At 58.7% G+C, this 24,465-nt stretch carries 21 protein-coding genes and 5 pseudogenes; 13 read left to right on the forward strand and 13 right to left on the reverse strand.

The window, feature by feature from the left end; all coding sequences use genetic code 11:
* Nucleotides 1–143: 143 nt before the first annotated feature.
* From QQL28_RS39190 to QQL28_RS39200, 3 genes and pseudogenes are all read right to left on the reverse strand, one after another.
* Complete coding sequence (locus QQL28_RS39190; RefSeq protein WP_284274283.1) at nucleotides 144–911, reverse strand: outer membrane protein; 768 nt, start codon at nucleotides 909–911, stop codon at nucleotides 144–146.
* Nucleotides 912–2,021: 1,110 nt separating this feature from the next.
* A complete protein-coding gene (locus tag QQL28_RS39195; protein WP_284274334.1) occupies nucleotides 2,022–3,476 on the reverse strand; it encodes a GntP family permease in 1,455 nt (484 codons plus the stop codon).
* A gap of 3 nt (nucleotides 3,477–3,479) precedes the next feature.
* Nucleotides 3,480–4,497, reverse strand: a pseudogene (locus QQL28_RS39200) (patatin-like phospholipase family protein).
* On the opposite strand from QQL28_RS39200, the gene QQL28_RS39205 reads away from it, so the two are divergent.
* Nucleotides 4,444–4,614: a hypothetical protein gene (locus tag QQL28_RS39205; RefSeq protein ID WP_284274341.1), complete on the forward strand. Its 171-nt coding sequence runs from the start codon at nucleotides 4,444–4,446 to the stop codon at nucleotides 4,612–4,614. The pseudogene QQL28_RS39200 and the gene QQL28_RS39205 sit on opposite strands and share 54 nt — an antisense overlap.
* 866 nt (nucleotides 4,615–5,480) lie before the next feature.
* On the opposite strand, the pseudogene QQL28_RS39210 reads toward QQL28_RS39205, so the two are convergent.
* Nucleotides 5,481–5,570 (reverse strand): annotated as a pseudogene (locus QQL28_RS39210) (HNH endonuclease); the annotation flags it as partial.
* Between the two features lie 557 nt (nucleotides 5,571–6,127).
* Between QQL28_RS39210 and QQL28_RS39215 the strand changes: the two are divergent.
* Nucleotides 6,128–6,949 carry a nodulate formation efficiency C protein gene (locus QQL28_RS39215; protein ID WP_284274285.1) on the forward strand — a complete coding sequence of 274 codons (822 nt, stop codon included), beginning with the start codon at nucleotides 6,128–6,130 and terminating at the stop codon, nucleotides 6,947–6,949.
* A 39-nt stretch (nucleotides 6,950–6,988) separates the two neighbouring features.
* Here QQL28_RS39215 and QQL28_RS39220 read toward each other — a convergent pair whose 3' ends face one another.
* A complete protein-coding gene (locus tag QQL28_RS39220; protein WP_284274287.1) occupies nucleotides 6,989–7,270 on the reverse strand; it encodes a hypothetical protein in 282 nt (93 codons plus the stop codon).
* Nucleotides 7,271–7,688: 418 nt separating this feature from the next.
* Here QQL28_RS39220 and QQL28_RS39225 point away from each other — a divergent pair, with 418 nt between their 5' ends.
* Complete coding sequence (locus tag QQL28_RS39225) at nucleotides 7,689–7,940, forward strand: hypothetical protein (RefSeq protein WP_284274289.1); 252 nt, start codon at nucleotides 7,689–7,691, stop codon at nucleotides 7,938–7,940.
* A 209-nt stretch (nucleotides 7,941–8,149) separates the two neighbouring features.
* Here the strand turns inward: QQL28_RS39225 and QQL28_RS39230 are convergent, their stop codons facing one another.
* Complete coding sequence (locus tag QQL28_RS39230) at nucleotides 8,150–8,554, reverse strand: hypothetical protein (RefSeq protein WP_348522554.1); 405 nt, start codon at nucleotides 8,552–8,554, stop codon at nucleotides 8,150–8,152.
* A 36-nt stretch (nucleotides 8,555–8,590) separates the two neighbouring features.
* Nucleotides 8,591–8,860, reverse strand: a complete 270-nt coding sequence (locus QQL28_RS39235) for a hypothetical protein (protein WP_284274292.1) — start codon at nucleotides 8,858–8,860, stop codon at nucleotides 8,591–8,593.
* 226 nt (nucleotides 8,861–9,086) lie between these two features.
* On the opposite strand from QQL28_RS39235, the gene QQL28_RS39240 reads away from it, so the two are divergent.
* Nucleotides 9,087–9,275, forward strand: a complete 189-nt coding sequence (locus tag QQL28_RS39240; protein WP_284274293.1) for a hypothetical protein — start codon at nucleotides 9,087–9,089, stop codon at nucleotides 9,273–9,275.
* A 743-nt stretch (nucleotides 9,276–10,018) separates the two neighbouring features.
* On the opposite strand, the gene QQL28_RS39245 is transcribed toward QQL28_RS39240, so the two are convergent.
* The 3 genes from QQL28_RS39245 to QQL28_RS39255 form a co-directional block, all read right to left on the reverse strand.
* The gene (locus tag QQL28_RS39245; RefSeq protein ID WP_284274343.1) at nucleotides 10,019–10,177 is read right to left on the reverse strand and encodes a hypothetical protein; all 159 of its coding nucleotides are present in this window, start codon (nucleotides 10,175–10,177) and stop codon (nucleotides 10,019–10,021) included.
* Nucleotides 10,178–10,359: 182 nt separating this feature from the next.
* A complete protein-coding gene (locus QQL28_RS39250) occupies nucleotides 10,360–11,607 on the reverse strand; it encodes a sedoheptulose 7-phosphate cyclase (protein WP_284274295.1) in 1,248 nt (415 codons plus the stop codon).
* A gap of 1 nt (nucleotide 11,608) precedes the next feature.
* On the reverse strand, nucleotides 11,609–11,863 hold the full coding sequence (locus QQL28_RS39255) for a hypothetical protein (protein WP_284274297.1): 255 nt from the start codon (nucleotides 11,861–11,863) through the stop codon (nucleotides 11,609–11,611).
* 1,209 nt (nucleotides 11,864–13,072) lie between these two features.
* Here QQL28_RS39255 and QQL28_RS39260 point away from each other — a divergent pair.
* Both QQL28_RS39260 and QQL28_RS39265 read left to right on the forward strand, forming a co-directional pair.
* Nucleotides 13,073–13,294 carry a hypothetical protein gene (locus QQL28_RS39260; protein WP_284274298.1) on the forward strand — a complete coding sequence of 74 codons (222 nt, stop codon included), beginning with the start codon at nucleotides 13,073–13,075 and terminating at the stop codon, nucleotides 13,292–13,294.
* A gap of 33 nt (nucleotides 13,295–13,327) precedes the next feature.
* The gene (locus QQL28_RS39265) at nucleotides 13,328–13,732 is read left to right on the forward strand and encodes a hypothetical protein (protein ID WP_284274300.1); all 405 of its coding nucleotides are present in this window, start codon (nucleotides 13,328–13,330) and stop codon (nucleotides 13,730–13,732) included.
* Nucleotides 13,733–14,251: 519 nt separating this feature from the next.
* Here QQL28_RS39265 and QQL28_RS39270 read toward each other — a convergent pair.
* Together QQL28_RS39270 and QQL28_RS39275 are read right to left on the reverse strand one after the other, a co-directional pair.
* Entirely contained in the window at nucleotides 14,252–14,746 is a 495-nt protein-coding gene (locus QQL28_RS39270) for a VOC family protein (protein WP_284274302.1), read from the reverse strand.
* A gap of 658 nt (nucleotides 14,747–15,404) precedes the next feature.
* The gene (locus QQL28_RS39275; protein WP_284274304.1) at nucleotides 15,405–15,758 is read right to left on the reverse strand and encodes a hypothetical protein; all 354 of its coding nucleotides are present in this window, start codon (nucleotides 15,756–15,758) and stop codon (nucleotides 15,405–15,407) included.
* A gap of 231 nt (nucleotides 15,759–15,989) precedes the next feature.
* Between QQL28_RS39275 and QQL28_RS46385 the strand changes: the two are divergent.
* The 3 genes and pseudogenes from QQL28_RS46385 to QQL28_RS39290 form a co-directional block, all read left to right on the forward strand.
* Nucleotides 15,990–16,316: pseudogene (locus QQL28_RS46385) on the forward strand (IS66 family transposase); the annotation flags it as partial.
* A 151-nt stretch (nucleotides 16,317–16,467) separates the two neighbouring features.
* Complete coding sequence (locus QQL28_RS39285) at nucleotides 16,468–17,361, forward strand: DMT family transporter (RefSeq protein ID WP_284274308.1); 894 nt, start codon at nucleotides 16,468–16,470, stop codon at nucleotides 17,359–17,361.
* Nucleotides 17,362–17,476: 115 nt separating this feature from the next.
* Nucleotides 17,477–18,226, forward strand: a pseudogene (locus QQL28_RS39290) (IS110 family RNA-guided transposase); the annotation flags it as partial.
* Nucleotides 18,227–18,495: 269 nt separating this feature from the next.
* Here the strand turns inward: QQL28_RS39290 and QQL28_RS39295 are convergent.
* Nucleotides 18,496–18,654: a hypothetical protein gene (locus tag QQL28_RS39295; RefSeq protein WP_284274345.1), complete on the reverse strand. Its 159-nt coding sequence runs from the start codon at nucleotides 18,652–18,654 to the stop codon at nucleotides 18,496–18,498.
* On the opposite strand from QQL28_RS39295, the pseudogene QQL28_RS39300 reads away from it, so the two are divergent.
* The 4 genes and pseudogenes from QQL28_RS39300 to QQL28_RS39320 all read left to right on the forward strand — a co-directional run.
* Nucleotides 18,607–19,080 (forward strand): annotated as a pseudogene (locus tag QQL28_RS39300) (IS110 family RNA-guided transposase); the annotation flags it as partial. The gene QQL28_RS39295 and the pseudogene QQL28_RS39300 sit on opposite strands and share 48 nt — an antisense overlap.
* 408 nt (nucleotides 19,081–19,488) lie before the next feature.
* Complete coding sequence (locus tag QQL28_RS39305) at nucleotides 19,489–19,995, forward strand: hypothetical protein (RefSeq protein WP_284274312.1); 507 nt, start codon at nucleotides 19,489–19,491, stop codon at nucleotides 19,993–19,995.
* 509 nt (nucleotides 19,996–20,504) lie between these two features.
* Nucleotides 20,505–20,921 (forward strand): hypothetical protein, encoded by a 417-nt coding sequence (locus QQL28_RS39310; RefSeq protein WP_284274314.1) that lies wholly within the window; start codon nucleotides 20,505–20,507, stop codon nucleotides 20,919–20,921.
* Between the two features lie 1,688 nt (nucleotides 20,922–22,609).
* The gene (locus tag QQL28_RS39320) at nucleotides 22,610–24,172 is read left to right on the forward strand and encodes a S10 family peptidase (protein ID WP_284274316.1); all 1,563 of its coding nucleotides are present in this window, start codon (nucleotides 22,610–22,612) and stop codon (nucleotides 24,170–24,172) included.
* Nucleotides 24,173–24,465 lie beyond the last annotated feature (293 nt).

Consider the following 24,465-nt stretch of genomic DNA (forward strand, 5'->3'; position numbering starts at 1 on the left):
ACCCAGCAGAAGGCAATTGCAACTACAGCGGCGGCGAGCTCGAGGGTGCGCCCGAGCGCGGGCCATTGGCAATCTCCCCGCCATTCACCAAGTCAAGCGAGATGGAGGGCGATACACGCAGCTCCAGCATCTGTTCTTGCAGATCAATATGTCGCGGCAACAGGGGCACCCCAGCGATAGTTCACGCGGACCATACCGATGTCGACGTCCTGACCAATACGGGCCGTTCCTGCAAAAGCTCCAACCGGAACACCCACTATTCCGGTTGAAAAGAAGTCCACGTCCCGATGGCCCAGGAACAAGTGATCGTACTCCACGCCGACAGACCAGTTCGAAGCGAAGCCAAATTCAAGGCCCGCACCGACCGCTCCGCCCCAGCGGGTTTCGCTACCGTTGTTGAGGGTGAGCCCGGTCGCAAAATCGTAGACACGGTATTTGTCCCGGACAACCGCAGCGCCGCCTTTTACATAGACAAGCACATTATTCCAAGCGTAGCCAACTTGGCCCGTCATCAGGCCGAATGCATCGAGTTTGGTTTCGTCTTGGACGCCTGCGAAAGCGAGATTCGCGTTGGAGCCCTTGAAATTAGCCCAGTTGCCCTGCGCCTCCAGGCCGAACACCGAGTTCGCTATCTGCCAGCGGTAGCCGATCTGACCGCCGACCGTCCCTCCGGTCGCGTTCTGGCACCCCATTGCGAGGGGCGGAGCGATGACGACACCGCCGGCATTGACCACGTCCCAGCACTGATGGGCCGAGCCGCCGCCGCCATTGAGGCCGACGTAGAAGCCAGCCCAATCGTAGATCGGAATGACTGCAGGGGGCGCTTTGGTGTAGGGCCGTGGGGCCAGATCAGCGGCAGTGGCAGGAGCGGTCAGAGCAATGACGACCATGCCCAGCAGAACTTTTCTCATTCTTTTTACCTAGTTTCGAATTCCCTAACGGCTTTGTCGCGCACGAGTGCCATGCGTCCATCGCCTCCATCAAGTGCTAACGTTGGTAGTTGACTGGACCTTCCCTGAGAGATCGTGTCGAAGGACGAAAGTGCATCCCGAGCCGATAGCTGCTGGCCGGTAGCGATGCTGTCTGCCGACTGCCGATTAAGTGGCCAAAAGGGCTGATTGGATACCGTTGCCGAGTGCAATGCACTTCCCGAAGGCGTAGCTTCTTTGCGCGAAAATGCTCGCTTCAAAGCTTCGAAGCTCTCTCCGAGGCGGGCTGATATCCATTATTGCAAGCGACGTGCTGAAAAAAAGGCGGCCTAGCAATCGCGCGCATACCGATCGTGTTTATCGCCCTATGCAGTTAGCGAGAGACCGGAGGCCCGCTATCGGGCGGAGTTGCTCCTTCAAGCCTCCAGAGGCGGGTAATAGCGCCAAGTAGCTCAGCTTGACACCGCTTCAACGTGGCGACTACCAATCCGTCTCCTTAGAATGAGGTGCTGCACGTTCGCCCAAATGAGGCTGAGGTACACCAGCCACAAGTGCCTCAAAACTTGCATTGCAAATTTCGCGACCAGCCTCAAACTCGCGCAATTCTGTCCGAGTTCTCGGTCGGAGATAGTTAATCGAGTAGGCCCTTTGCTCCGGCCGTTCGAACTCCGCCAGCGCCGTTCAGAGACTTTTGGGAGTGCCGGCGGTGCGTGAGGTTTGGAGGGATCTACTTTGGCCGGTATCCGGCATTATGAAGTCCCCCGCGGATCATTCCCTCTACGGCCCCGGCGCGGTCATTCATGATTCTCCTGCGGGACCAAAAGCAAGCCCGCCTAAGCGCTTGGGCTAGCTTGCTCAAACATTTGGACCCGACTTGGCAGGATTTCGATCGTGACAGGCCGAGACGCTCGCCGCGGTGGTACAGGAGGCCTACGTCCAAGGCGCCTTCTCGGCCATGCGCCGCAGGCGAACGCCGAGGCCCTCAAATCGGCCGACAGACGTGCAGCCGTTCCGCGCGGCTGGATCCTCGAATTGTAGGTCTTGAAGCAGCACTCATCTGGCGGGGCGGCCAGGTCATCGATGCGAGCCCATTCAAAACGATCCCAAGACGCCGCTGAGAACGATCACGGCAGCCAGCGCCAAGAGCGAACTGACGACGCCGACCATGACGATTCCCATATAACTCTCGCGGTGGGACAATCCGCAGATCGAGAGCAGGCTCACCACCGCCCCATTATGCGGCAGGAGGTCGAGCGAGCCCGAGCCAATCACCGCAACGCGATGCATGAGAGCAGGGTCCACGCCTGTTCGCGAAGCGATTTCCATATAGGTCTGAGCGAGCGCATCGAGCGCGATGGTCAGGCCGCCGGAGGCTGAACCAGTCAAAGCGGCTAGTATATTGGTGGCAACAGCGAGCGACACCAGCGGACCGCCTCCAATCGAAAGCACCCAGTCTCGCACCGTCGCGAAGGAGGGCAGAGAGGCGATCACCGCACCAAAGCCGACGAGGCTTGCGACACTCAGCACCGGCAGGACCGATGCGTTGGCGCCGGCGTCCATGGTCTGCCGCAACGCCGGCAGCCGCCTATGATTGCACAGGATGGCTGTCGCGATCGCCGCAGCGAGCGCGACCGTTACCGACCACACACCGGCCACCTTCGAAATCGATGTGCCGCCCCAGCGTTCCTCCCCCAGGAACGCGAGATCAAGCCGCGGCAGCACGACGAGCGACATCACGAGATTGACGGCAACGACGACGATCAACGGCAGGATGGCATTGAGGGCTGGCGCCGGGCCCTTGCTAAGCTGTCCATGCCGAATCTCGGCGGGATCGAATTCGCGAGCCGTTGTGGCGCGTTCGCGCAATAGTTCATCGACCGCGGCGTGTTCAGCCGCGTCGTGCGGCGCCTCACCAAATCCCTCGCCGGCCCGCCTTGCCGCTGCCTCTGCCCTTTGAAGCCACCACAATCCTATGCCCAGCATGATGATGGATGCAATGATACCGAGCCCGGGCGCTGCGAACGGCGTCGTGCCGAAAAACGGCATTGGGATCGCATTCTGTATGGATGGTGTCCCGGGCATGGCCGACATGGTGAAAGTCGATGTACCCAGAACGATCGCCGCAGGTATCAAGCGGCGGGGGATCGACGCCGCACGGAACAGCGATTGCGCCATGGGGACGATGACAAAAAACGCCACGAATAAGCTCACGCCACCATAGGTGACCAGCGCGCCCGCCAGCACGACCGCCGTCATTACGCGGTGCTTGCCCAGGCATCGGGCGATGAAGACGGCCACGGCCGAGACTGCGCCGCTATCGTCCATTAACTTGCCGAAGACAGCGCCGAGCAGGAAAATCGGAAAAAACTGCGCCAGGAATCCGGCGGCGCTGGCCATAAAGACCTGCGTCCAGTTGGCCAACAGCGGCTCTCCACCGAACAGCGCCGCAACCAGCGCGGCGGTCGGCGCCAGCAACAGAACACTCCAGCCGCGGAAAGCGAACAGAACAAGCAGGCCGAGTCCTACGAGAATGCCAAGGAATCCCATCATTCAGCACTCGCCCAGCAAGACATCGAGGTCGGCGGTGGAGCGCTCGCCCAGACTTGCTCCGTGATTCTCGAGGAATTCACTCGCCGCGCGCCGTCCTTCCTCTCGCAGCATCGACACGAACTTCCATTCCGCATTGAGCTTGGACGACGCACCGAGCTGAGCCAGCATGTCGCTCTCGATCCGGTGGGTGCGCATCCGCGCCCAACGCGCCCCCTCGCCATGTCCTGGATCGACCGCCTGGCGCAACAGCGCGATCATGCGTAATTCCTTCATGAGCGGCGAGTTGAAGGAAATTTCGTTGAGCCGATTGAGAATGTCTGGTGCCGAGCGCGGCGCGTCAAGCCGCTCCGTCGGATTGATCTGCACCAGGATGGTATCGTGCGCGTCGCTTTCGCGAACGAGCGGCGTAATGGTCGGGTTGCCGGCGAAGCCACCGTCCAATAGGGCTCACCGTCGATCTCGATCGCCGGGAACATGGTGGGGAGGCAAGCCGAGGCGAGCAGAACGTCGGCAGTGATCTCCGCGTTGCGAAAGATGCGTCCACGGCCGGTTCGTACCCGCGTTGCGGTTATGAACAATTTGATCGGCGAACGGACAAGGCGCTCGAAATCGACGCTCTCCGTCAGAATTTTGCTCAGCGGATTATAGCCGAGCGGATTGAGATTATAGGGCGAGAGCAGGCGTGACATCAGGTCCGTAAAGACGTAGGCGGGCGATGTGTCGAGCGTCCAACGGCCCAACAACCTGTCGAGTGGCGAGCGCTGCAGGGGACTAAACGCCGCGGCGCGCGCTACGCGTCGCCAGTATCGGTCGAGCGCCTCACGGGCACCTTGAGCTCCGCCCGCCGCCCATCCGTCGGCCAGAACTGCGGCATTCATAGCGCCTGCGGAGGTCCCGAGATCGCTGCGATCTCAAGCCACCTCTCTTCGAGGAGACGGTCAAGGACGCCCCAAGCGAACGCGCCATGCGAGCCCCCGCCCTGCAGCGCAAGATCGATCAATACGGCATCTCGGTCCATGGCGTTCACGCTCTCGAAGTTAGCCAGAGTTGGACCAGAAATATCGTCGGCTCCGAAAAATCGACGGTGAGCAGGAACTACTGGAATCTTGGCGGTCTGTTTCGATCTATCGGCTGATTGAAGCGCGCGGGTCGAAAGGCGCCAAGCACCTCACATGATCCGCCCCTTGCAATTGTCCCGGCGAGCAGTGGCGCTACATATGGTGCAAGCGTGATACCTGCATGCGTAATAGCAACGAATATCCGTTCTTGACCAGGTAGTTGCCCGACGATCGGGGGCCATCTTTGGGAGCGGGCCCGCTTCCTCTCCCCGCGGCAATGGCCTCTCACAGGACGGCTCTTCGAGCTCGCCCCATATTAGGGAGCCATTCTCTCTGGCACCCTTGATCTCTCTAGACCAGAGTCGCAGAAACCCGTGGGATCGTCGGCGTTGCCGACGATGAGAGGGGCCGCTGCCAATAACGGATTGTGGTTGATGCTCCATTCCGAACACCCGCAGGCGAGGCTTGATCAATGTGAGGTTCATCGACTAGTCAGTGACCTGCGTCTTTGATCGGATCAACTACTAACGTTGGTGGTCGACGAAAATTGTTGCATCTCGGTAATTACGAGCTGGGAATAAGCGAGTTTCAACGCCGTGTACGGCGGGTTGTCAACTCCGGCGTGCGTCGTCAACACACAACCGTGCGGCGTCTCCACGCAGACACCGAACGGAATAGGCTTAGCGATTTTCTCGCCGAAATAGGCCGCCGGCCGTCATTGGTGTCTCCGTTTTGGCACGGAGAAGATTATGATGGAGCCATTCAAGCCGAAATCGCGAAAATTCCGGCAATTTCCGCAGGATTCCGTGTTCTCAATGATCTTAGGTTGTCAAATTCAGCCCGGCGAAGGCCGAAAAACGTGACACTCTGAATGGGTCCTTTGACACTCCTATGAGTCCCACGACAGCAGCAGAAGACAACAACAAGAAGCAGCACAACAGGATCACGGATCAAGTGCGCTGTCCCAGTACAAGTAGTCGAGCCAACTGTCGTCGAGATAATCGGGCAGTAGCAGCCAGCCGTTACGGTGCACCGGTGCCTGCTCCCTCAATGCGGACCCAACCTAAACTGGCCCGAAAGAACATTATTGTGCAGGAAGAACTATTTTGCTTAAGAAGAACTATATTGTCTCCAGACAGATGTCAGGGATTTCGCATCTCCGTGAAAATATCAGACCGGAGCAAGTCGGGATGCCGGACGTCAACACGAGTGACTTGTCGGCCTATTACCTGGCACAAAGCATGCGCTCCCGGCATACCCCGTACCCTTCCACGGGAGGAGCCCCGCATGTTGAGCGCTGGTCGTCGCTTGCTTCGTGCGAATGCGCGCGCGCCGAATCACGTCGCCGCAAATTTCGCTGTAGTTGTGCAGATTCAAACGAATGATAGCCGGGGCTCGGCAGGAAGAGCATCGTCTTCACACGTTACAAATGCAGAGTCAGGGTTGCGAGGTTCTTCTGGCCAACCAATCCTGGTAGGTGCCTTTTCCTGGTAGGTACCCCGAGGGTCTCTTGGAGGATACGATCCGCCCATGTAACGATCCAGCTGCGTGGGGTAAGAGAAAATGACTGACTGCGTGGGGTAAGAGAAAATGACTGAAAGGCGCGTGCTTTGGTTCGGTCTCGGTCTCGTCCTCTGCTTTGGTCTATGGCTCGTTTTGGCGGGTAGGCTGGCCGGCAGCAACGATGACGTTCGTGCCGATGACAGCGCCGTGATCGACAAAGTTAAATCAACTTGGCGGGCGCAGGATGGTGATACAGCGGAGCAAATCTTCGCCAAAGTCTCGACGGTAGCCCACTTCGTTCCCAGGGGATGGGAGCTTGGCCGAAAGACCGACACAGGTGAGCCGGTTGTCTTTTCATGGGCCAAACACCGGGCTGATAAAACAGAGGACGACAATACGATCACCTGGGAGGTGGCACCCGATGGCACAGTGACGGTTGTGACGCCGGATGCAAAACCGATTGAACTAGGCTGGCGGGCGTTCGCACTCTCGCTTATTGCTGACGAAAAAGCAAACAACGAAAAGGGCGTGAACCGCCGCTTTTTACATGATCCCACTAATTTCAACTTCGTGACGACAGCGCAAGGCAAGCTGGGCGATCTTCTGCGGCGTGGCCGTTGCAGTATCGGCGATCCTGTTGGAGTGCACTACTTGCCGAAGCTAGACGATCAACCTGCCGCGAAGGGCAGCCTGTGGCGCGTGGAGCTTTCGGTCGACTGCAACGTTTCAGGGCCAAGTTATTTTACCCGCGACGTCATCATTTTCGAGAAGCGCGAAGGCCAAGATTGGGAGCCGCAATCGTTCTTGGCAAAGCGTATCGATACCTATGCCCCGGGCTCCTGGTTTGATCTTGCAGACCCGAAAGATCAGGAAGCGCTCGAGGCGGCTCGGAAAGCGTTGGCAAGATGAACGCAGAAAGCAAACTCGCGGTGCGGGGCCCAATCATGATTAGCGAAGACGAATAGACTCGCGATAGGCTGATGGGTGCCATCGCATGCGCAGAGAGACGCAATCGATACAGAACGCAATGCCGATGCCATTTTTGGGCACGATGCCGTTTGCGGCGCGCGGGCTGGGTGTCGTCGCCTCGATCTTCATGATCAGCATTGGATTGTGGTGGCTTCGCCGGGCGGAAGCGACGGCCCGCAGATTGGATTCGGCCGCGTTCCGGCATGGCCACCAAATCGAAGCTCCCGCCCCTATCTTCAGCACCATTCTGCCGCTGATCATGGTCGTCGCCTCGCGATGTCACTCCTTGTGCTGCCGCGGCTTGTTTTCTCTTTCTTAGGAAAGCACGCTGGGGCAACACGTCGCTTTCGGCCGAGACCGTGTGTGATCAGTGGCGGGTGCACTCAGCGCGGCGATTACGACCGCCATCCTCTTCAACCGCGCGCGGCTGACGGCGCTGCGGCAGACCATGGACGCGGGAGCCAATGCGTCCGTTTAGCCGGCGTTTGATGTCGCGAGCCTCGTTCCAATTTGAAGCGGTCATTGCCGCGCTGCCGGCCTTCGAAACAATGCGAGACCGGGTGCTGGCGATCGAAGGCGGCCCTGGTTTCGCTCGCTCTCACCACGAACATTCTTGTCGCACTGACTGGCTCAGCCTCCGGCGGCTTGACGATCGCGCTCGACGCGCTGAGCCACCTGTATGGTCATCGAGTCGCGGATGCGCATCGACCCCACTCTCATGCATCGCGTCGCGGTGATCGGCTTGGGCACGCTCGACGTCCTGCGCACAACGGCGCGGTGGCAAGCCTGCTTTCAATCTGAGGGATGGCCCGCAGCAGAGCTATCTGGATCTCGTCCTGGTCGGCACGTCACCGAGCTTCTGGGTGTTGTCGCCGTGATCGCGCTGGCCGGTCTCCTCGGAGCGTTTGAATCGGCGCGCGCGGCGATTTAAGATCGGAGAATGAGCAATACTTTCACAATGTTGGGTAGCAGCGACCCACGTAATCGGGCTACAGGGATTGATCACGCGGAATAGGGTTGGGATCAAATCTTGGTCGGTATTGACGCTCTAGAATTGCACATTGACCGAAGCCTGGTTTAGTCGGTCGCCACGGATATACTGGTCGACACGCGAACGGCTGCTGCATTTTAGCGCGTGCTTCAAGTTTTCCAGGGGCGCACGCAATCCGTTTGATCGTTGAGATATTTCAGCATGATATTGCACGCGTGCTCGGCTTCAGCGAGGCTTTGGAAGGGCGAGCCGAGAACCCTGATCGCGCAACGGCGCTGGTCAAACGCGCGCCATGACGCGACGTAGCCGAGCCTTCCGCGAAAGCCGGCACCGGTGGGAGTCTCAAAACTGATCACGAACGAATAGCCGTCGCCATTTGCGCTCCATATCTCCATGTCATCGACGGCACGATGGAATTGCAGGCGCATCAGGATCCGTTCGCCAGACGATCGGGCGGTCGTCTCCCCCTCCACCGCTCCAAGTTTTAACTTGAGGTGCCTGCCGTCGAGTTCTCGTAGCGGGATCTGGCGCTGGGAAAGCCGTTCAGCCAGCATGGAAGTCGAACCGTGATAACCCAGCGCATCGCATAGTCATGCAACCGGGATCATCTCGCTTAGCAAGGAGCCTCGAGCGCGGAATTGCCGATTGCGGGTCGCTCGCGGCGCAATCGGAAGCCAGATGATTTTGGCCAAGTCCTGATCGGTCCAGTCGGCGGGGATCTCAGACACGAAGTTCGTTCGCCCTTCGTAGCCGCCCTTGAGGTACTCGACCCTCAGTTCGTCAGCATCGACCGTGATCACGGTGTCGGTATTGTCCAGAGGGACTTGCAGGGCAATCCGCTTCAAATTGTGCTTCGGCATTGGCAGCACTTTCCTCGATCCGGGGGCATCATCATGCACACGAAGGGCCGCTTCCCCAGCTACGGGAAATGGTGGGTCGAACGGTCTTGACGCGCGGAGCCTAAATCGCCATTGGGAGCGCATTTATAGAAGCACGCGGCCTCTAAGCGGCCGCATTCTCTGTGATAAGCAGGACTTGAACGCGTGAGCGTATGGCAGCGCAACCAGAGGCGAGAGGAGGATTTCGATGTTCGAGGCTAAAGACTACCGCGTGTGTTGCCACCACTTCGTCACGCCGACCGACCGCGTTGTCTATCCGGCGCAGGAGCCCTTACTGACCTACTCTGAGGCCCTCCGGCACGTGCAGGCCGAGCGGGCCAAGGGCCACATGGTGGCCTGGGTCATCGACCGCGCCGGAGTAAGCGCGACCGAATGAGATTGGTGGTTCGAAGGCATTCGTCCGACGTTGATTGACCGCTAGCCACTGTGCGGCGCTTGTCGACATAAATGTTTCATCCATTCGGTCCCGGTCGGGGAAGCTGAAGGTGTCGCAACTTTAGCAACCCGCGAGAGAAACCGAATGGACATCCATCAGAATGCCCGGCTTACGCCGCGAGGTCGAGAGTGCATTGTTCGGCTGGTGCAGAGCGGGCAGACGCCGGAGGCCGCCGCACGAGCCGCTCGCGATATCGGATCGCAAGCGCCCACACAGGCCGCTTGTCGCGTAAGGCGGGGGTGAGGCTCGTCAGCTTCTCGACAGCTAACCTGCGTACAATTCAGTTTGAAGCTAGTGGCGCGTGGTAGGGACAGCGCTCCCCATCGCGTGTGGGCCCCCCGGAGCGCCGAGTCACGTCGCCGCTAACTTCACCTGATCGTCTGATGTTAGGCACGCAATCGACCTTCCTGAATCAAGGCTCTCGCTCAAGCAGGCTTGTGAAGTACTCTCAAACACATTGTGAGCTTAGCCCAGCGACGCTCAAAGCTGAGTATGCGTGCGGCACGCTCGAGCAAGTCGATGGACCGGGCGCGGGTCGGACAGGATCGTAAGACCGTTGGGCCGCCTCGGCAAGCCGTGCTTGACACTCTACGGCTTTGGCAACGCCAAGCCGATCATCGATGCGGAGCGTCTCGGCGTCGACGTCGAGAAGTTCCTCCGCTTCGAGCAATTGGATGACGCGCTCACGCGCCCTGTTCTCTGCGCGCCGCAGCCTTACTATAGGCATCGGCCTTCGGTTTGTCGGTACTGGCGTCGCTGACGCCGCGCTTACGGCACAGATCGGCAACCGACACGCCGAACTGATCCTCCTTTAAACTCGCGATGATCTGCTTCTTCCGCAAAAAGGCCCGCGCTTCATGCTCTGGTCCTCATATGGGCAACAGCGACTTCCCAACGGGGTTAAGTCTAGGGCGCACGGGCAGCAGGGATATCCCTTTTGAGCGAGAACTTATAGAGCAACGCAGCCTATTCGACATGCCTATGTCCTATCATGATCTTCAGTCCCGCAATTAGACAAATTAACTCATTGATCGCTCTGCGCCGCAATAGCAGCCTTTTTAACAGAATCCGCCGTCCACTGACAGCTCCCTCCCTTGCGCCGAGATTCGTTTTCCAGCCATCCAATAGTGTCTCTGATGAGAGTCATCGATAGATGGTTAGTGTGCCTTATAAAGGTATGCTGACCAATACTTGTGGGCACCACTAGATTGATAGCACCGCCTCTATGGGCCATTGCAGCGTCAAACGCGTGCTCAACCAGAGATCCGTCCAATCTTCCATGATAGATCGGCAAACCCGCGTTAACTAGCAGGCGCACAATGCGCAGTGCGTCCTGCTCTGAAATCAGCGACAACCGAGATGCCAGAATGGCACTGAACGCCACATCAATTGCGACCGCGAAGCCGTGATGAAGTCGATAATTGGTCGCTGCTTCCAATGGATGGCTTAAGGTGTGACCAAAATCTACCGCGCGCTCCAAGGTCGAGGTCTCAAACGGGTTTTCACCAAGTTGAGCAAGCATCCCCGAAATAGACCGCGCGATAACCGTCCTGGCTACACGTTGCGGTTCCTGAAATCGCGATCGCGTCAGAGTGGCTATCGCGGCCTCAACATCTTCGAACAACTCCTTATCACAGACGCTAGCGAGCTTTACGATTTCGGCGATACCCTGCAGGATGCCATCTTCGCCGAGTGTTTGAAGAAAGGTCGGAATAACAGCGACCGCTTTCGGCGGATAAAAGCAACCAATGTAGCTCTTGAGGGCGCCAAGATTGACGCCGCCTTTAAGCCCGATTCCTGCGTCCACCTGCCCGATCAAGGTTGTCGGAATCCGAACATGAGATACACCCCGGCGCAGAAGAGACGCGGCGAGGCTAACGATGTCGGAACACACGCCACCACCGACTGAGACAAGGATCCCGCGACGATCGATATCTGCCATACTGGCCTGACGGCAAACATCCATGACTGCGTCAATGGTTTTTGTTGTTTCTGTACAGGCCAGCACGAACAAACGTGGCTCGACGTCTAGCGCCGACCAACAGGCGCTTAATCGTTCTGAATACAGGCGATAGACGGTCGGTGTCATAACGACGAGGACGCGATGGCCGTTCAGATGAGCGTGGATCCATCGCTCAAAGGAGGCTGAGCAAATATCGTCGATAATCTCGACCGCATAGCGGCTAGAGCGGCTCGCTTCCAGCGACAACTCAGATTCCTGTGCCGCGACAGAAAAGGGGTTAGTTGACGAAACGCTCTGCGTGGCTTTCATGTCAAATGTCCTGGGCGTCGTTCAAATCTGACGTGTTTTCTTGAAAGTCATCGAGAGGAGATTGGTGTCGAACGTTGTCTTTACATGTAACCTGACCCGGACAGTCTGCGATCGAAGGCGTGCGGATGCTGATCGGCACAAATCGGCCAGCGCCTTCTTTCGGCCAAACAGCTGCGATCCTGAGAAGTCGCAGCGTCAGGTAACCGGCGTACTGAACGCACTCCATCCCCGCATAGATCGGGGCAACATCCGACATTCCGCGCATTCCCTCGATGGCTCTTACGGCAAAGAAGGATTGGAGACGATGGAGTCGTTGCTTCACTCTCCGTGCCTTCTCTAACACGTCAACCGCCGCGGTTTGCTGCCGTCGCGTCGATCGGAGCCTGGTCGGTAAGCTATCCATTGATAGAGACGCAGTTAGACTCAACCCATCTCAATATTACGTTAGCATGCGGCTTCTCCACGGAATAATCGGGGGCTCTGTGTAAGGCGTTGCATAGAACCGACGTCAGAAGATCACCTCTAGGGAGCGTCCGCACCTCCCTGTATTGGTAGGAGCAGCGAATGGTCGGGCCGTCATAGATAAGGTGTTGACAGCGGAATGTGACGATCAGGCCCTATAGCTCTGTCTTAGGTGCAATATTCTGATGGTGGATGCGGACGGAACACAGCTTCGCTCCGAGCGTCTGTTGCACCTGATCTGTCTGGGGTTACCCATTCGCGATGCAGAGAGGGATGGTACTCAATGACCTGAGCGTGTGTTGTCGACTGGTGTCGACGAGCTGCACGGATCTCGCGATAGCGGAGTATAGTCGCCGAAGAACGACCTCAATGACTTGCACAAGAGCCGGAACAGACTTCAATGCTCCTCTCGCACAAAACCGCAATTGAAGCGTTGGCACGGTACTTGCTGCGCTCGCAATGTCATCATCAGCTTCCGCTATAAGATCCGCGGCACGCTAGTCGCCTGCATCATTGTGGTACAACAGAATTGTGCTTGCAGTGAACACCGAAGCGCCCGGTGGGACATCGGCTTCGATCGACGCACAGAGGAACTGAAGACTTAGATGCATGAAAAGATCACAACGGGTGGAACAAAAGGACTGGGAGTCGCCATCGCGAAACCCATCGCTGAGCGAGGGGCATTGTGATATGTGGTCGAGATGAAACGAAGGGGCGCGCGACGGCTGAAGGGATCACCACCGCCACTGGCTGTGAAGTGATATTTGTGCGGCGCAGACTAAGCCCAATGCCGTCCGTGAATGTGCGCTCGTTCTCAAGTGGGAAAGCGCACCCCTTCTTCCATTTCCGTGCTGCCGCTGTTTACGATGCATGCGCGCGTCCCGGCCTGCGATCAGCAGACCATCGGCAACTGCGATGGAATGCTCATCCCTTGAAAATCCCCGACTTTGGCCGGATACTGGATCGAGGTCCTATGGCTATCAGCAATCCGAGGAGGGCGTTTATGGCAATCCAGATCGTGATGGACCACACCGGCGACAACCGTCATCCTTTCAACGCCGACGACGCACAAGAACTGGCGAAGGCGAAGCAGCGGTTCTACGAGCTGACGAATATCGGTTTCACCGCAGCGGTCCGGACCGATCCAGGTCAGGTCTCGCAGATCCGATCGTTCGACCCAAACGCGGAAGAAACCGTTTTCTTCCCCAGGCTGGTCGGCGGCTAAGTCGGCGTTCGTGCCATGTTTGGCTTCCGATTGATGCCGCCGGGCGGCCGCTCGCGGATGCGCGCGATGCGGGCCCTTATCATCAGGCACGGCGCCGAGCGGACGCCGGAGGGCCGGTCGCTGCGCCTCTTGCAGCAATGGCTGTCGCCGGCGCAGCGGGAGCAGTTCGTCCAAAAGGGCTACTTCGAGGTCGTCGGAAGTGACAGCGGACAGCGCTACAGGATCCACGCGGGGGCCTCGGTGAACGTGTGCGAGATCGACGAAAGAGGCCGCCTGAGGGAGGGGTTATGTTTCTCGCCGGCCGGCGCTCTGCCGATCGGAGACGTCATGCTCGCCCAGAAGATCGCGCTCGAAACAGGCGAACGTGACGTGCGTGCCGTGGCCAGGCGGTTCACTCCGAGCGGTTTTCATTTCAGGTCAACCCGACCTCTCGGCTGACCGCGCGGGCGGCATCTCGTAAGAACGCCAGCTCCAAACAGGCAAGGAAGCCCTCGCGAGCCGTAGCCTGCCGGATTCTTCCCGGATCCTTTGGACAGGTAGATCGCCCAACGATCCGACCGGATAGCAATCATCACCTGATCGTGTGCAGCATGTGATGGTCTTGCGGCATTGGCGTGATCACAGTGGACTCAAAAGCGCTTGGCTGCCAACTCCCCCTTGCGACACTTTGCGCGCCGCCGGCGCTCGACCACTAATGTGAAACGGCGTGGGGTTCGGACGCCAATCGGCTGGGCGGAAGACCGCTGTCGGCAGTGGGAAGATCAGCTGCGACGGCTTCATGCCGTTGGCAGCGTCCTTTCGGGGCGGGCGAATGGCGATAAACCGTCCAACCATCTGCGAGCAGTTCGTTCGCCAGATTGCCGCCGATCATGCCCGTGGCTCCAACGATGGAAGCTGCTCCCACCATGTAAGTTGTCTCCTCTAACTAGGGGGTCTATCTGACGAACGCTGACTGCCTTAGCGCCAGCCTTGAACGATTTCGTAGCTGTGCGTATGCACCTCGATCAGGGTACCCCAAGGGTCCTGGCAGTAGGCCATGCGAAACACGCCGAGCGGCGGTCGGTCGTCCCAAATTTGCGAAAGCTGGCGACCGCCCGTCGCGGTGATCTTGGCAACAAGACCCTCAATGTCGGGGTCAGTAACACAAAAATGGAAGGTACCACTCCTGTAGAACTCCACGTCCTCCTCGCGCCGCTGGTGTGGAGGATGAATGGATTCAAACAGTTCAATGCCGCAGCCGGATCCGCTCGAAAGATGAGCAATCTTTAATCGCCTGAACGGCGGTCCGAGAACGTCACGCAATTGACCGTGCGAGTCTGTCTCCAGCGAGAGTTCGACCGGCCCAGCAAAAACGCAATAGCCCAGCACTTCCTCGTACCACCGGATTGCAGCCTCGATATCTGGAACACCGATACCGATGTGATTAAGTGGACGCGGAAGCGCTGTCGTCATCGAGATTCCTCTCACGTTTCCGTCTGCACTGTAGGCTCATCTGACGTGGCGGGCGTGTGTGAGGAAGTCCAACTGTGCCTTCCGTTTGTAGAGGTAGTAGGCAATCGGAAGCAATCCTGAACTGAAGAACGCGATCGAAGCTGCGATCGAGGAAGGAGCATCAGCTTGTGCGGCATATCGCAGACCATTTCGGCTGGACGTTCGATGAGGCGCTCTCCGAGTTCAATGCCCGCGATCAGGCGGCCATGAAGATGTCCGCCGTCGATAACATGGTGCTCTAGGAGATTCTGCATTGAACTGGCTGGATATCTCCAAGGCGCCAGCGCGAAGGCGACCGGTGAAGCCCCGGCGGCCGGCCGATCGCGTCGACTTCAGCCCTCCCGATGTGGGTTCCTCGCCCAGCTTGCCGCTGACGGCATCTTCTACCCCTCCGCCGGTGCGGGCTGTGCAATGGCTCCAGGTGAGCGCGAGAGGTCGGAGCGCGACTGATCCGGGCAAATTGGCAGAAGTCACTACGTTGTTCAGGGTGGGTTTCTCGCTCTCACCAACGAAAAGGGCGCGGCCATCGTGCGCTTTGAGCCTGTTGCTGTGACGGCGGACACCAACTGTCGCGCCTTGGCCGCTTGCCTTATCCGGGACCGCTGGAACGGCGGCGGCTTCAATCGCCGGCTTGTATCGAGAGCGAGGTGTCGCCTGGGCTGTTTCGAGCTTTCTCTTTCTCGTTGGAGTCGAAGGCTGGATCGACGACGTATTGGGCGACGATCCATTTTTCCATTGTGATCCTGATCCCGAGCTCTTTTTCCGTCTGCGCCCTTGCTGCGTTGAGAGCTGCGAGCGCTTGCATTTGATCGACAAACGACCCCTCCAGCGTGGTGTTCGGAAGAGTAAACAGAGTGTCGTCATCGTCCAAAATCCAAGGATACCAGCCGTGCTCCATAGCATTTGTAAGAAAGTTATCGTGTGGGTCTGGCTTGGCCACTTTTAGATCGTAGGACGCAATAAATTGCGGCATCGTAGTTGCTCCGCTATGTGGCGCACGCGCGGACTGGAGGCAGCGCGTGCGCAACTCGGCGCCGGCCGTCAGAACCGACGCCTGTCCCTGCCACGCGCCCGCGCTGCCAGCGAAGTTGGCGGCAATAGCTCGGCGCTTGCGTATTGCCTCTTTAATTAAGCGCTGTCCCTGCCACGCGCCGCAAACTTCGATGGCCAGCCTTATCCCTGCATAGCAAAGCTGACCACCTCGCTCGCCAGGCTGGCGGTGGTGCGTAATCCACGGGGTGCTGCCTACTTGTATCGCGGAGAAGCACTGCAAGCACCTACCAGGATTGGTCGGTGCCGATCAGCTGAGCAGCGTGACGCGATCGCCAAGCTCGGCTTCGAGCTGCAGATCATGGCCGACCACATCTTCAGCGAGGTCAAGAAGGCGGATCGGATCTTTGCCGACGAAACCACCTTGCCACCCTGGCTCCCGGCTCCGGATCGACGAAGAAGGCCTACTTACGGGGCCTATGCCGACCGAACCTTTGGAAGCAGTGGTCCGCCGATGGTGGCGTATCGCTTCGAGAACACCGGTGATGAACCACTAACTTTAGTAGGCGCTTGAGGACTCGCACAGGTATACTTTGGCCTACACAGCCTTTAACTAAAGGTCTCGAAGGCACTTGTCGGAGGTGGCTTCCAGGGCTGCGCCGGAAGAACCCAAATTAGCCTAGACCGATGCGATGCGCAGGACCTCCGATCTGAGCGGCATAACCGCAATGCTCGCCGCGACCGCCGTCTTCGTGGTGGGCGACAGCTTCATGAAGCTGGTCACCGAGGATCTTCCACCCTTCGAGGTGCTCTTTCTGCGCGGCATAGCGGCAAGCCTCGCCTGTGCGGTCCTGGTCGTGCTGCGCGGGGAATGGGCCGTTGTCTCCGGAGCCCTCGACTTCCGAGCGCTGCTGCGGGCGGCCGGAGAGACGCTCAGTACCCTCTGCTACGTTGTGGCACTAGCTCGAATGCCGATTGCTGATGTGATCGCCATCCTTCAGACGGCACCGTTGATCCTGATTCTTGGCGCGGCCCTTCTCCTTCGCGAGAAGATCGGCCCGACGCGCGTTGCTCTGGCGCTTGTCGGGTTCGCGGGTGCTCTGATGGTGGCTCAGCCCGGCGCCAATGGGGTCGCGCCTGCGGCTCTGCTCGCGTTTGGAGCGGCGCTGTTCATCGCAGCGCGTGATCTAATCGGGCGTGGCGTACCCACTCGTATTCCGGTGACAGTCGTGATCTTTGCGACCATGCTCATGGTGATGATTGTGGCGGGAGCGATGACGCTGGGCTTGGAGACCTGGGTATCGCCCACTGCTCGCCATCTCGTCTTTCTGGGTCTAGCCGGACCGTTCCTCGCCCTAGGGCATGTCGGACTTCTCCTCGCTTATCGGCTTGGCCGGACCGCGACAATCGCGCCCTTTTTTTCCAGCTTCGCGCTTTGGGGTGTCATGTCTGGCCTGATGATCTGGGGGCAATTGCCGAACGTTTTGGCCTTTACTGGGATCGCCCTGATCGTCACCAGCGGCATCGCCATCGTCCTACTCGACCAGCGCAAAGGCCGTGAGGTCGAATTATCGGATGCGCTATGATTGGGATGTCGCCTAGACTGTATGTCCCCCCACAAAATGAGGCGACTCACCCTCGATGTTGCGACGAGGGTTGCCCGGATGGACCGGGCAGAGCCTCAAACAAGGAGGGCGAGTCGTGGGTCATCATACCGAGGTCTTTGTCGGAATCGATACGTCAAAATCGCGCAATGCTATAGCCATTGCCGATGGCGGCCGTGGCGGCGAGGTACGATATCTCGGGGAGTTTCCTGCCACGGAGGCAGCGATCCGAAAGCTGGTGGCAAAGCTTGCAGCGAAATGCTGTCGGTTGACGTTTTGCTACGAAGCAGGGCCAACAGGATATGGTCTCTACAGACTGCTCAAGAGCCTTGGCCATGACTGCCTGGTGGTGGCCCCCTCGCTCGTTCCGAAGAAGGCCGGCGATCGAGTGAAGACGAACCGGCGCGATGCGGTAAGCCTCGCCAAGCTGTTGCGCGCGGACGAGCTCACGGCGGTGTGGGTGCCGGACGAGCGCCATGAGGCTATGCGCGATCTCTCGCGCGCCCGTCAGGCAGTGAAGAAAGACCTCCAGGGCAAGCGTCAACAGATCTCGTCATTGATGCTGCGGCTGGGACGCATCTATCCGGGCAAGACAACGTGGGGACCAGCCCACATGAGATGGCTCATGTCGCAGAAGCTCGAGCATCGCGAGCAGCGCATCGTATTCGAAGAGTTACTGGAGGGGATACGCCAGGAAAGTGAACGGATGGAGCGTTTGGAAGATGCCATCCGCGAGGTAGTACCCGAGTGGTCGCTCGCCGCGGTTGTGTCGGCCCTGCAGGCGGTGCGTGGGATTGATCTCATTACAGCCCCCTTTGTTGCAATCAAGATCAGGGAGCAGTGCAGACATTAATCGTGCAGAGGTGAAGGTGGGACCACGGCAGGGGAAATCCTGAAATCCATTATGTGGCCGATCATCCGATCGACGCCCGACGCTAGACCAGGGACAGCCCCAGACGAAAAAACGGAAATGCGGTATCCAACCCGCGCATCAGAGCCTGTTCACCGACGTCTTTGAGTCCCGCCTTCTCCTCTGCACGATCCATCAGCACAAGAACTTCACGATGAGTCCTCGTGGAGATGAGAAACCGTGCGCTGTGTGCTTGACTGGGGACATCAGAATGGAATGGTCCGGCCGTGCTCCGGCCCTGCCAGCACGCGAAGCTGGCAAGGGGCGCTCAAGACAAGGAGCATGCCATGTCCCAGAAACTCAAGGCAGCGATTGCCGTGATCGGCATCGATATCGGCAAGAACTCGTTCCACCTCGTGGGTCATGATCCCCGCGGTGCCATCGTGCTGCGGCAGAATTGGTCACGCGGCCAGGTGGAAACGCGGCTCGCCAACCTGCCGCCGTGCTTGATCGGGATGGAGGCCTGGGTCGGCGCGCATCATCTCAGTCGCAGGCTCCAAAGGCTTAGCCACGACGCCCGCCTGATGCCGGCGAAATAAGTGCGCCCCTATTCGAAGGGACAGAAGAATGACTTCCGGGATGCGAAAGTCATCGCCGAGGCTGTCCAACGCCCGGCCATGAAGTTCGTCGCGACCAAGACCGCCGATCAGCTCGACCTTCAGGCGCTGCACCGCGTCCGCAATCGATTGGTCGGTCAGCGTACCGGCGTCATCAATCAGATCCGTGCGTTCCTGCTGGAGCGGGGCATCGCCGTGCGGCAAGGCCTGCATTCTCTGCGGTCCGAGTCGCCAGGCAGTCCGGGCTACGGATTTCACACGTCCGATCCCCAACCAGTCCTGGTAGGTGCCTGCGGAACTCTCCACGGGTACAACTTGTCGGCACCCTTGGGCCGACACCAGGGTGCGCTAGTCAGCTTTACTAGCTCAGGCGGTAAGGCTGGCCGCTCAAGTTAGCGGCGCGTGGTAGGGACAGCGCTTGTCGTACGCAAAAAGCGCCGAGTCACGTCGCTACTAGCTTCACCGGCAGCGCGGGCGTGGTAGGGACAGCTTTCGCTCTACTCACCGGGCGGGGGCCGAGTCACGTCCGCGCTGCCTCCGATTTGGCGAAACACCATTCGCCGACTGGGTATGATAGGCGCCCATACTCCCTGGGCAAAGCCGTTCCGTCCGGACGGATCCGTATTTGGCACAGAGGTCGATGTGACTGAACCGATGACGCCGCTGCAGACAATCAGCGACTGGTTCGAAAAGCAGCACGCACAAATACAAGGCGAGATCACTGCCGGCATAGCCTTGCTTTTGGACTTCGACGATGCGGACTTTCTCGCACTCGACAACGAAGAGCAAGGTGAGTTTATCCGGCAATGGCTAAGCGAGGTGGGATTGCCTACCTATGCGGTCGTCGGGCGTGCTTTGACGTTCCGAGCTTGTTTTGAGTATTTCGCGGAGTTCAGGTTCACGGAGGTTTGGTGGAAGCAATCCGAAGAACTATTTCGTGAAGCTCTCGAAGAGACTAAAGGTAACCCTCATTCAGATGCTGCCCGTTTTGCTCCAACTGCACAGAGACTCCTTGACGATATGCCCGCTCGAAAAAGTAGATGGATCGAAGTCAGGCAGTCTTGGAGAGAATTGGCCGACGGAAGTCTAACACCTAGCGCTCTCAGGAAATGGGTCACCTCGCAAATGGGCGACGCTGACAATGATTGAGCGGGGCAGCGGATTTGTTAAGCGACTTGGGCATCGGGGACATGGCGTACGGCAAAGCTACCCCGCTCCTAGCTGTTCAGCCACGTTCTTGATGAAACATTTTCTAACTGTCGTTCCGCGGACAAAACGGCATAGCTCTCAAGATTGCGTCGCGCCCTTTGTGCTTTGCCTCACAGGGACGCCGCAGCGATTATGCGGCACATGCCGAATGAGCTGAGGAGCGGCAGCATTAGCTCTGAAGCGGATATAGCGGCGCTTTTGGCTGTCTGGCGAGCGAATGAGGGCATGTTGAGTGCTACACGCCCATTTCGTAGGACGGCTCCCCGGATCAAATTGACTTTCAGTCACCCTGCAAATTCTGGTGGTTGACCAGCGCGGTGTTCTCTAGGCCGAATTGCTTTCAAGCCCACCCTGCACCAGTCGCGCAATCACGACTGCAAGGAAGGAGAGCCAAAGCTTTGTCTCCACTCGTAGCAATCACCCGTTGGTTGGAGTCACAGGATCTGGACATGCAGCTCGAGATCGCGGGCTTCGCGACCTTCTTGATGTTCGGTGATGATGACGTTCTCTCGCTCGGCGAATCGGGCCGGCTCGAATTCCTTCATCGATGGTTAAACGAGCCGGACTTGGTATCACCCGGAGGGCGTGCTTTGACCTTCCAAATGCACTTCGATTGGTTTGTCGAGGATAGAATGTCGGACGACGGATGGAAGCGAACCGAAGACCTGATGCGTAAAAATTTGAACGAGGCTAAGCGCGACCGGAAGTTCGCGGCTGCGCGCAAAGCGCAAAGGATGTTAGATCTTCTGCCCGCTCGAAAGGAGTGCTGGAACCATGTCTTGAAATCCTGGAACGCCTTGACTGCGACTTACCTAACCCACGAGGCTCTTACAAGCTGGACCGCCGCCGAGACGCGTAGGGCCTGAAGGTCGTTTCGAGTACGGTCTTCCTGTGGGTACGCTGGGGTCACCTCCCCGCGATCAGCGCCAGTTCACGAGCGTGTTCGCTGACGGTTGAAGTCATCCCCCTCGCCCTCGCCTTTGCAGCTCAGCTGGGAACCAATACCGCACCCAATGAGGGCCTCATCCTGGCTGTGCGCCATGAGCACGCCCACAGCGAAATCTCGGGATTATTGCTGGGTGAGTTCAAGCCGGTCGACTTAGGTACCCAGATCTCAATGGGGCTAGCTAGGCCGTTAGTACGTGCCGTCGATGAGTTTCACAGGTCGAGCATCGTCAAGGCCTTCCGGTGGCGCTCAGCGAGAGTGAAACGCTCGTACCGCCACAGGCGGCCTGGTAGCTCGCGAAGATTGTCGGCTTCGGGCCAATGTCGAAAGGCGACGCATGTACCGAAGTTCGTGCGAGCATCAATCAATTCTTCGTGGTCCGGCACGCCGCCTGCTTCGGTTGCGGCGGCATCTCCGATGAGGCGGGACGGCGATGTTAGGGAGCGAACCTTGTCCCCTGTCGGCTCCCACCGATCTTCGGTGAGGCGCAATGGAACAGCAGATTCGAGCTGCCTCTGCTGGCAGTAGCATTTGCTTACAAGCAGCGGGCGCGACGTTTTCGGCGTATATGAACGACGGTGGATTCGGTAGGATTCGCGTTTCCGTTAGCGGGCATAGAGCAAAGGGATATGATCCGAAGCTCCATCAGCGGTGTGCGGCCGCACATAGGTTATCTTTTCGGGCCGCATTGGCAGCGGAGCCGCGATAGATGACCTGTAAATCGGATTCGATACCAAGAACCTCATCGTTGCTTTTGAACCTTTGGAAGATCGCGATCGAATCTTTAACTGTTCAAGAGAGATGGGCTTAGCAGACACGCTCGGGTTGGGCTTGCATGAAGCGGCGAGAGCAACACAATGGACATTGGCTCCATAAGCGCGTTGGAATTAGTAACCTTGGGAATTGCCTCGGCCCTTCTCCTTGCAGTTGTCGTCGGCTGGTGGTGGGCTACTCGGGACTTCCGCGATTTGTAGCTGAGGTTACCTCTCCGTGAGCGTCTGCTTGGCGGGACAAAAGTGTTCTAGGCGTGAGGTTTTTATTCGGAAACATAGCCTGAATTTTTGAGATAGTTGGCACATTCCTCTTTGGAGAAGATATCGAGGAGTTCGCCGACCTTGCGCCACGTTGGTCGACATCGCGTGTCTGCGCGGCTCGCATCAGGTGTTTGAGCTTGACGAAGCCCTGCTCGATCGGATTGAGGTCGGGCTGTAGGGCGGCAGCATAGATGCGCTCCTGTTGCGCGGTTAGCGCTGCCAGGAGCGGGCGAACTGGAAGCGGGTAGTGCTCCTGCGCTTTAGTACGTTTCCGGCGATCACACCAGCCAGCCTCAAGGCGGAAGACCAACGCCTCAACACACCCCACGCAAATGTCCGAACTTCGCGACGGCCGCAGAGGCATTCTTCGCAACCGTTGCACTTCAAACGTGGATCCATCGGGCGGACGCACTGCAATGCCCCAAATCGGCAATTGTCGCGATGGTAGGCCGGCGACGGTGACGACTACTGTATCTGGTAGGTCTGTTGTTCCCCGGCATGAGCTAGTGAGTAGATCCTTTTTCACAGACATGCCTCGCGCACCGAAAGTGCGGGCCCGGATAGGAGAAACTTGATGCAGTTGACCGCGCTGCGCCGCACCTCTCTAGCGCTGATCCTGTTTGCCTGCGGAGTGACGGGGAGCGCGCAGGCCGACGATCCGCCGCCGCGCCCAGAGGCCACGACGCCGGCCGGCCAGAAGGGCGGCTCCGGCGAACGCGCCGGCCAAGCGCCGAGTACGCCGTCAGCGGCCGAGCAGCATCGCCTGCCGCCGGACTCTAGCACTGGGCAAACGCTTGAGCTCCCTGGGCGGACGCTCTCTTTCGTCGCGACCGCCGGCTCTATCCGCCTGTTTGACGACAAGGGCGAGCCGCAGGCCGACATCGTCTATACCTCGTATCAGCTTGACGGCACCAATCGCAGCACGCGCCCGGTAACATTCTTCTTCAACGGCGGACCGGGCTCATCATCGGCCTGGCTACAGCTTGGCAATGCCGGACCCTGGCGGCTGCCGATCAATGCTGACGAGGTGACGCCATCGACATTTCCGGAGGTGATGCCAAACGCGGAGACTTGGCTCGATTTCACCGATCTTGTGTTTATCGACCCCGTTGGCACCGGCTATAGCCGTTTCGTGGCGACCGGCGAGGATGTGCGCAAGCGGCTCTATTCCCTTGACGGCGACGTCAACGCGCTCGCGCTGGTAGTCCGCCGCTGGCTTGAAAAGCATGACCGGCTGTTGTCGCCGAAATATCTCGCGGGTGAAAGCTATGGCGGCATTCGTGGACCAAAGCTTGTCCGCCAGCTGCAGATGCGACAGGGCATAGGCGTCAAGGGCCTAATCATGGTCTCGCCGGCGTTCGACTACAGCCAGTACGCTAGCACGAGCCTTCTGCAATACGTTGCAAGGCTGCCAAGCTATGTCGCGACGCTGCGTGAAGCCAAGAGTTCGGTCAAGAATTCGGTAAAGCGATCCGATCTCGCTGACGTGGAAGCTTATGCACGCGGCGAGTTTCTGGTCGACCTCATCAAAGGCCAGGCGGACAAGGAAGCGACCATGCGTCTGGCCGATAAGACTGCGGCGCTGACCGGCATCGACCAGGCGGTGAGTCGCAGGCTCGCGGGCAGATTCGATCTCGCCGAGTTTCGCCGTGAGTTCGATCGTAAGAATGGCAAGTTAATCGGTAACTATGACGCCTCGGTGCGTGGCCTTGATCCCTATCCGGACTCCGATTTCCACCTTTCCGGCGATCCCTCGAGCGATACCCTGTTGGCACCTCTAACCAGCGCCACTGTCGATCTCCTTGCGCGCAAGCTAAACTGGCGGCCAGACGGCTCCTATGAGCTGGCCAACGGCACGGTCGTGCAGGCTTGGGATTTCGGCCGCAGGCCTCCGGAGTCGCTATCTGAGCTACGCCATATCCTCGCAACGGACCCGAAGATGAAATTGCTGGTCGGGCACGGCCTGTTTGACCTCGTCACGCCCTATCTCGGATCACAGATCGTGCTCGACCAATTGCCGCCATTTGCCTCGGCACCCCGCGTCAAACTTGTAGTCTTTCCGGGCGGCCACATGTTCTATTCACGAGACGCCTCGCGCCAAGCGTTTCGTGCAGAGGTCGAAGCGATAATGAAGTAACGCGGATGGCGAACTCGGTCACAAGCGGGCTCGCGTTCGCACTCGCATAGCTATAATTTCTCAGCGAGACGCAGATGAAATCCTAGGCTCTCGTGAGCGAGCAATCCTAGCGAGGGGGCACGCCGGAGATCAGGCATTCTCAATTGTGGTATCGCCTCCATGATCGTTGTGATGGCAGCGCCGACAAGTAAGGACGATGGGCTCGGGGTGAAAACCATCCGTACTGATCTCAGGCGCACGAATCATGCGCGGGCGAAAGGTCCTGCATGAGCAGGTCCGCATTCTCGCCCTCG

Source organism: Bradyrhizobium iriomotense, assembly GCF_030160715.1.
Lineage (GTDB): Bacteria > Pseudomonadota > Alphaproteobacteria > Rhizobiales > Xanthobacteraceae > Bradyrhizobium > Bradyrhizobium iriomotense.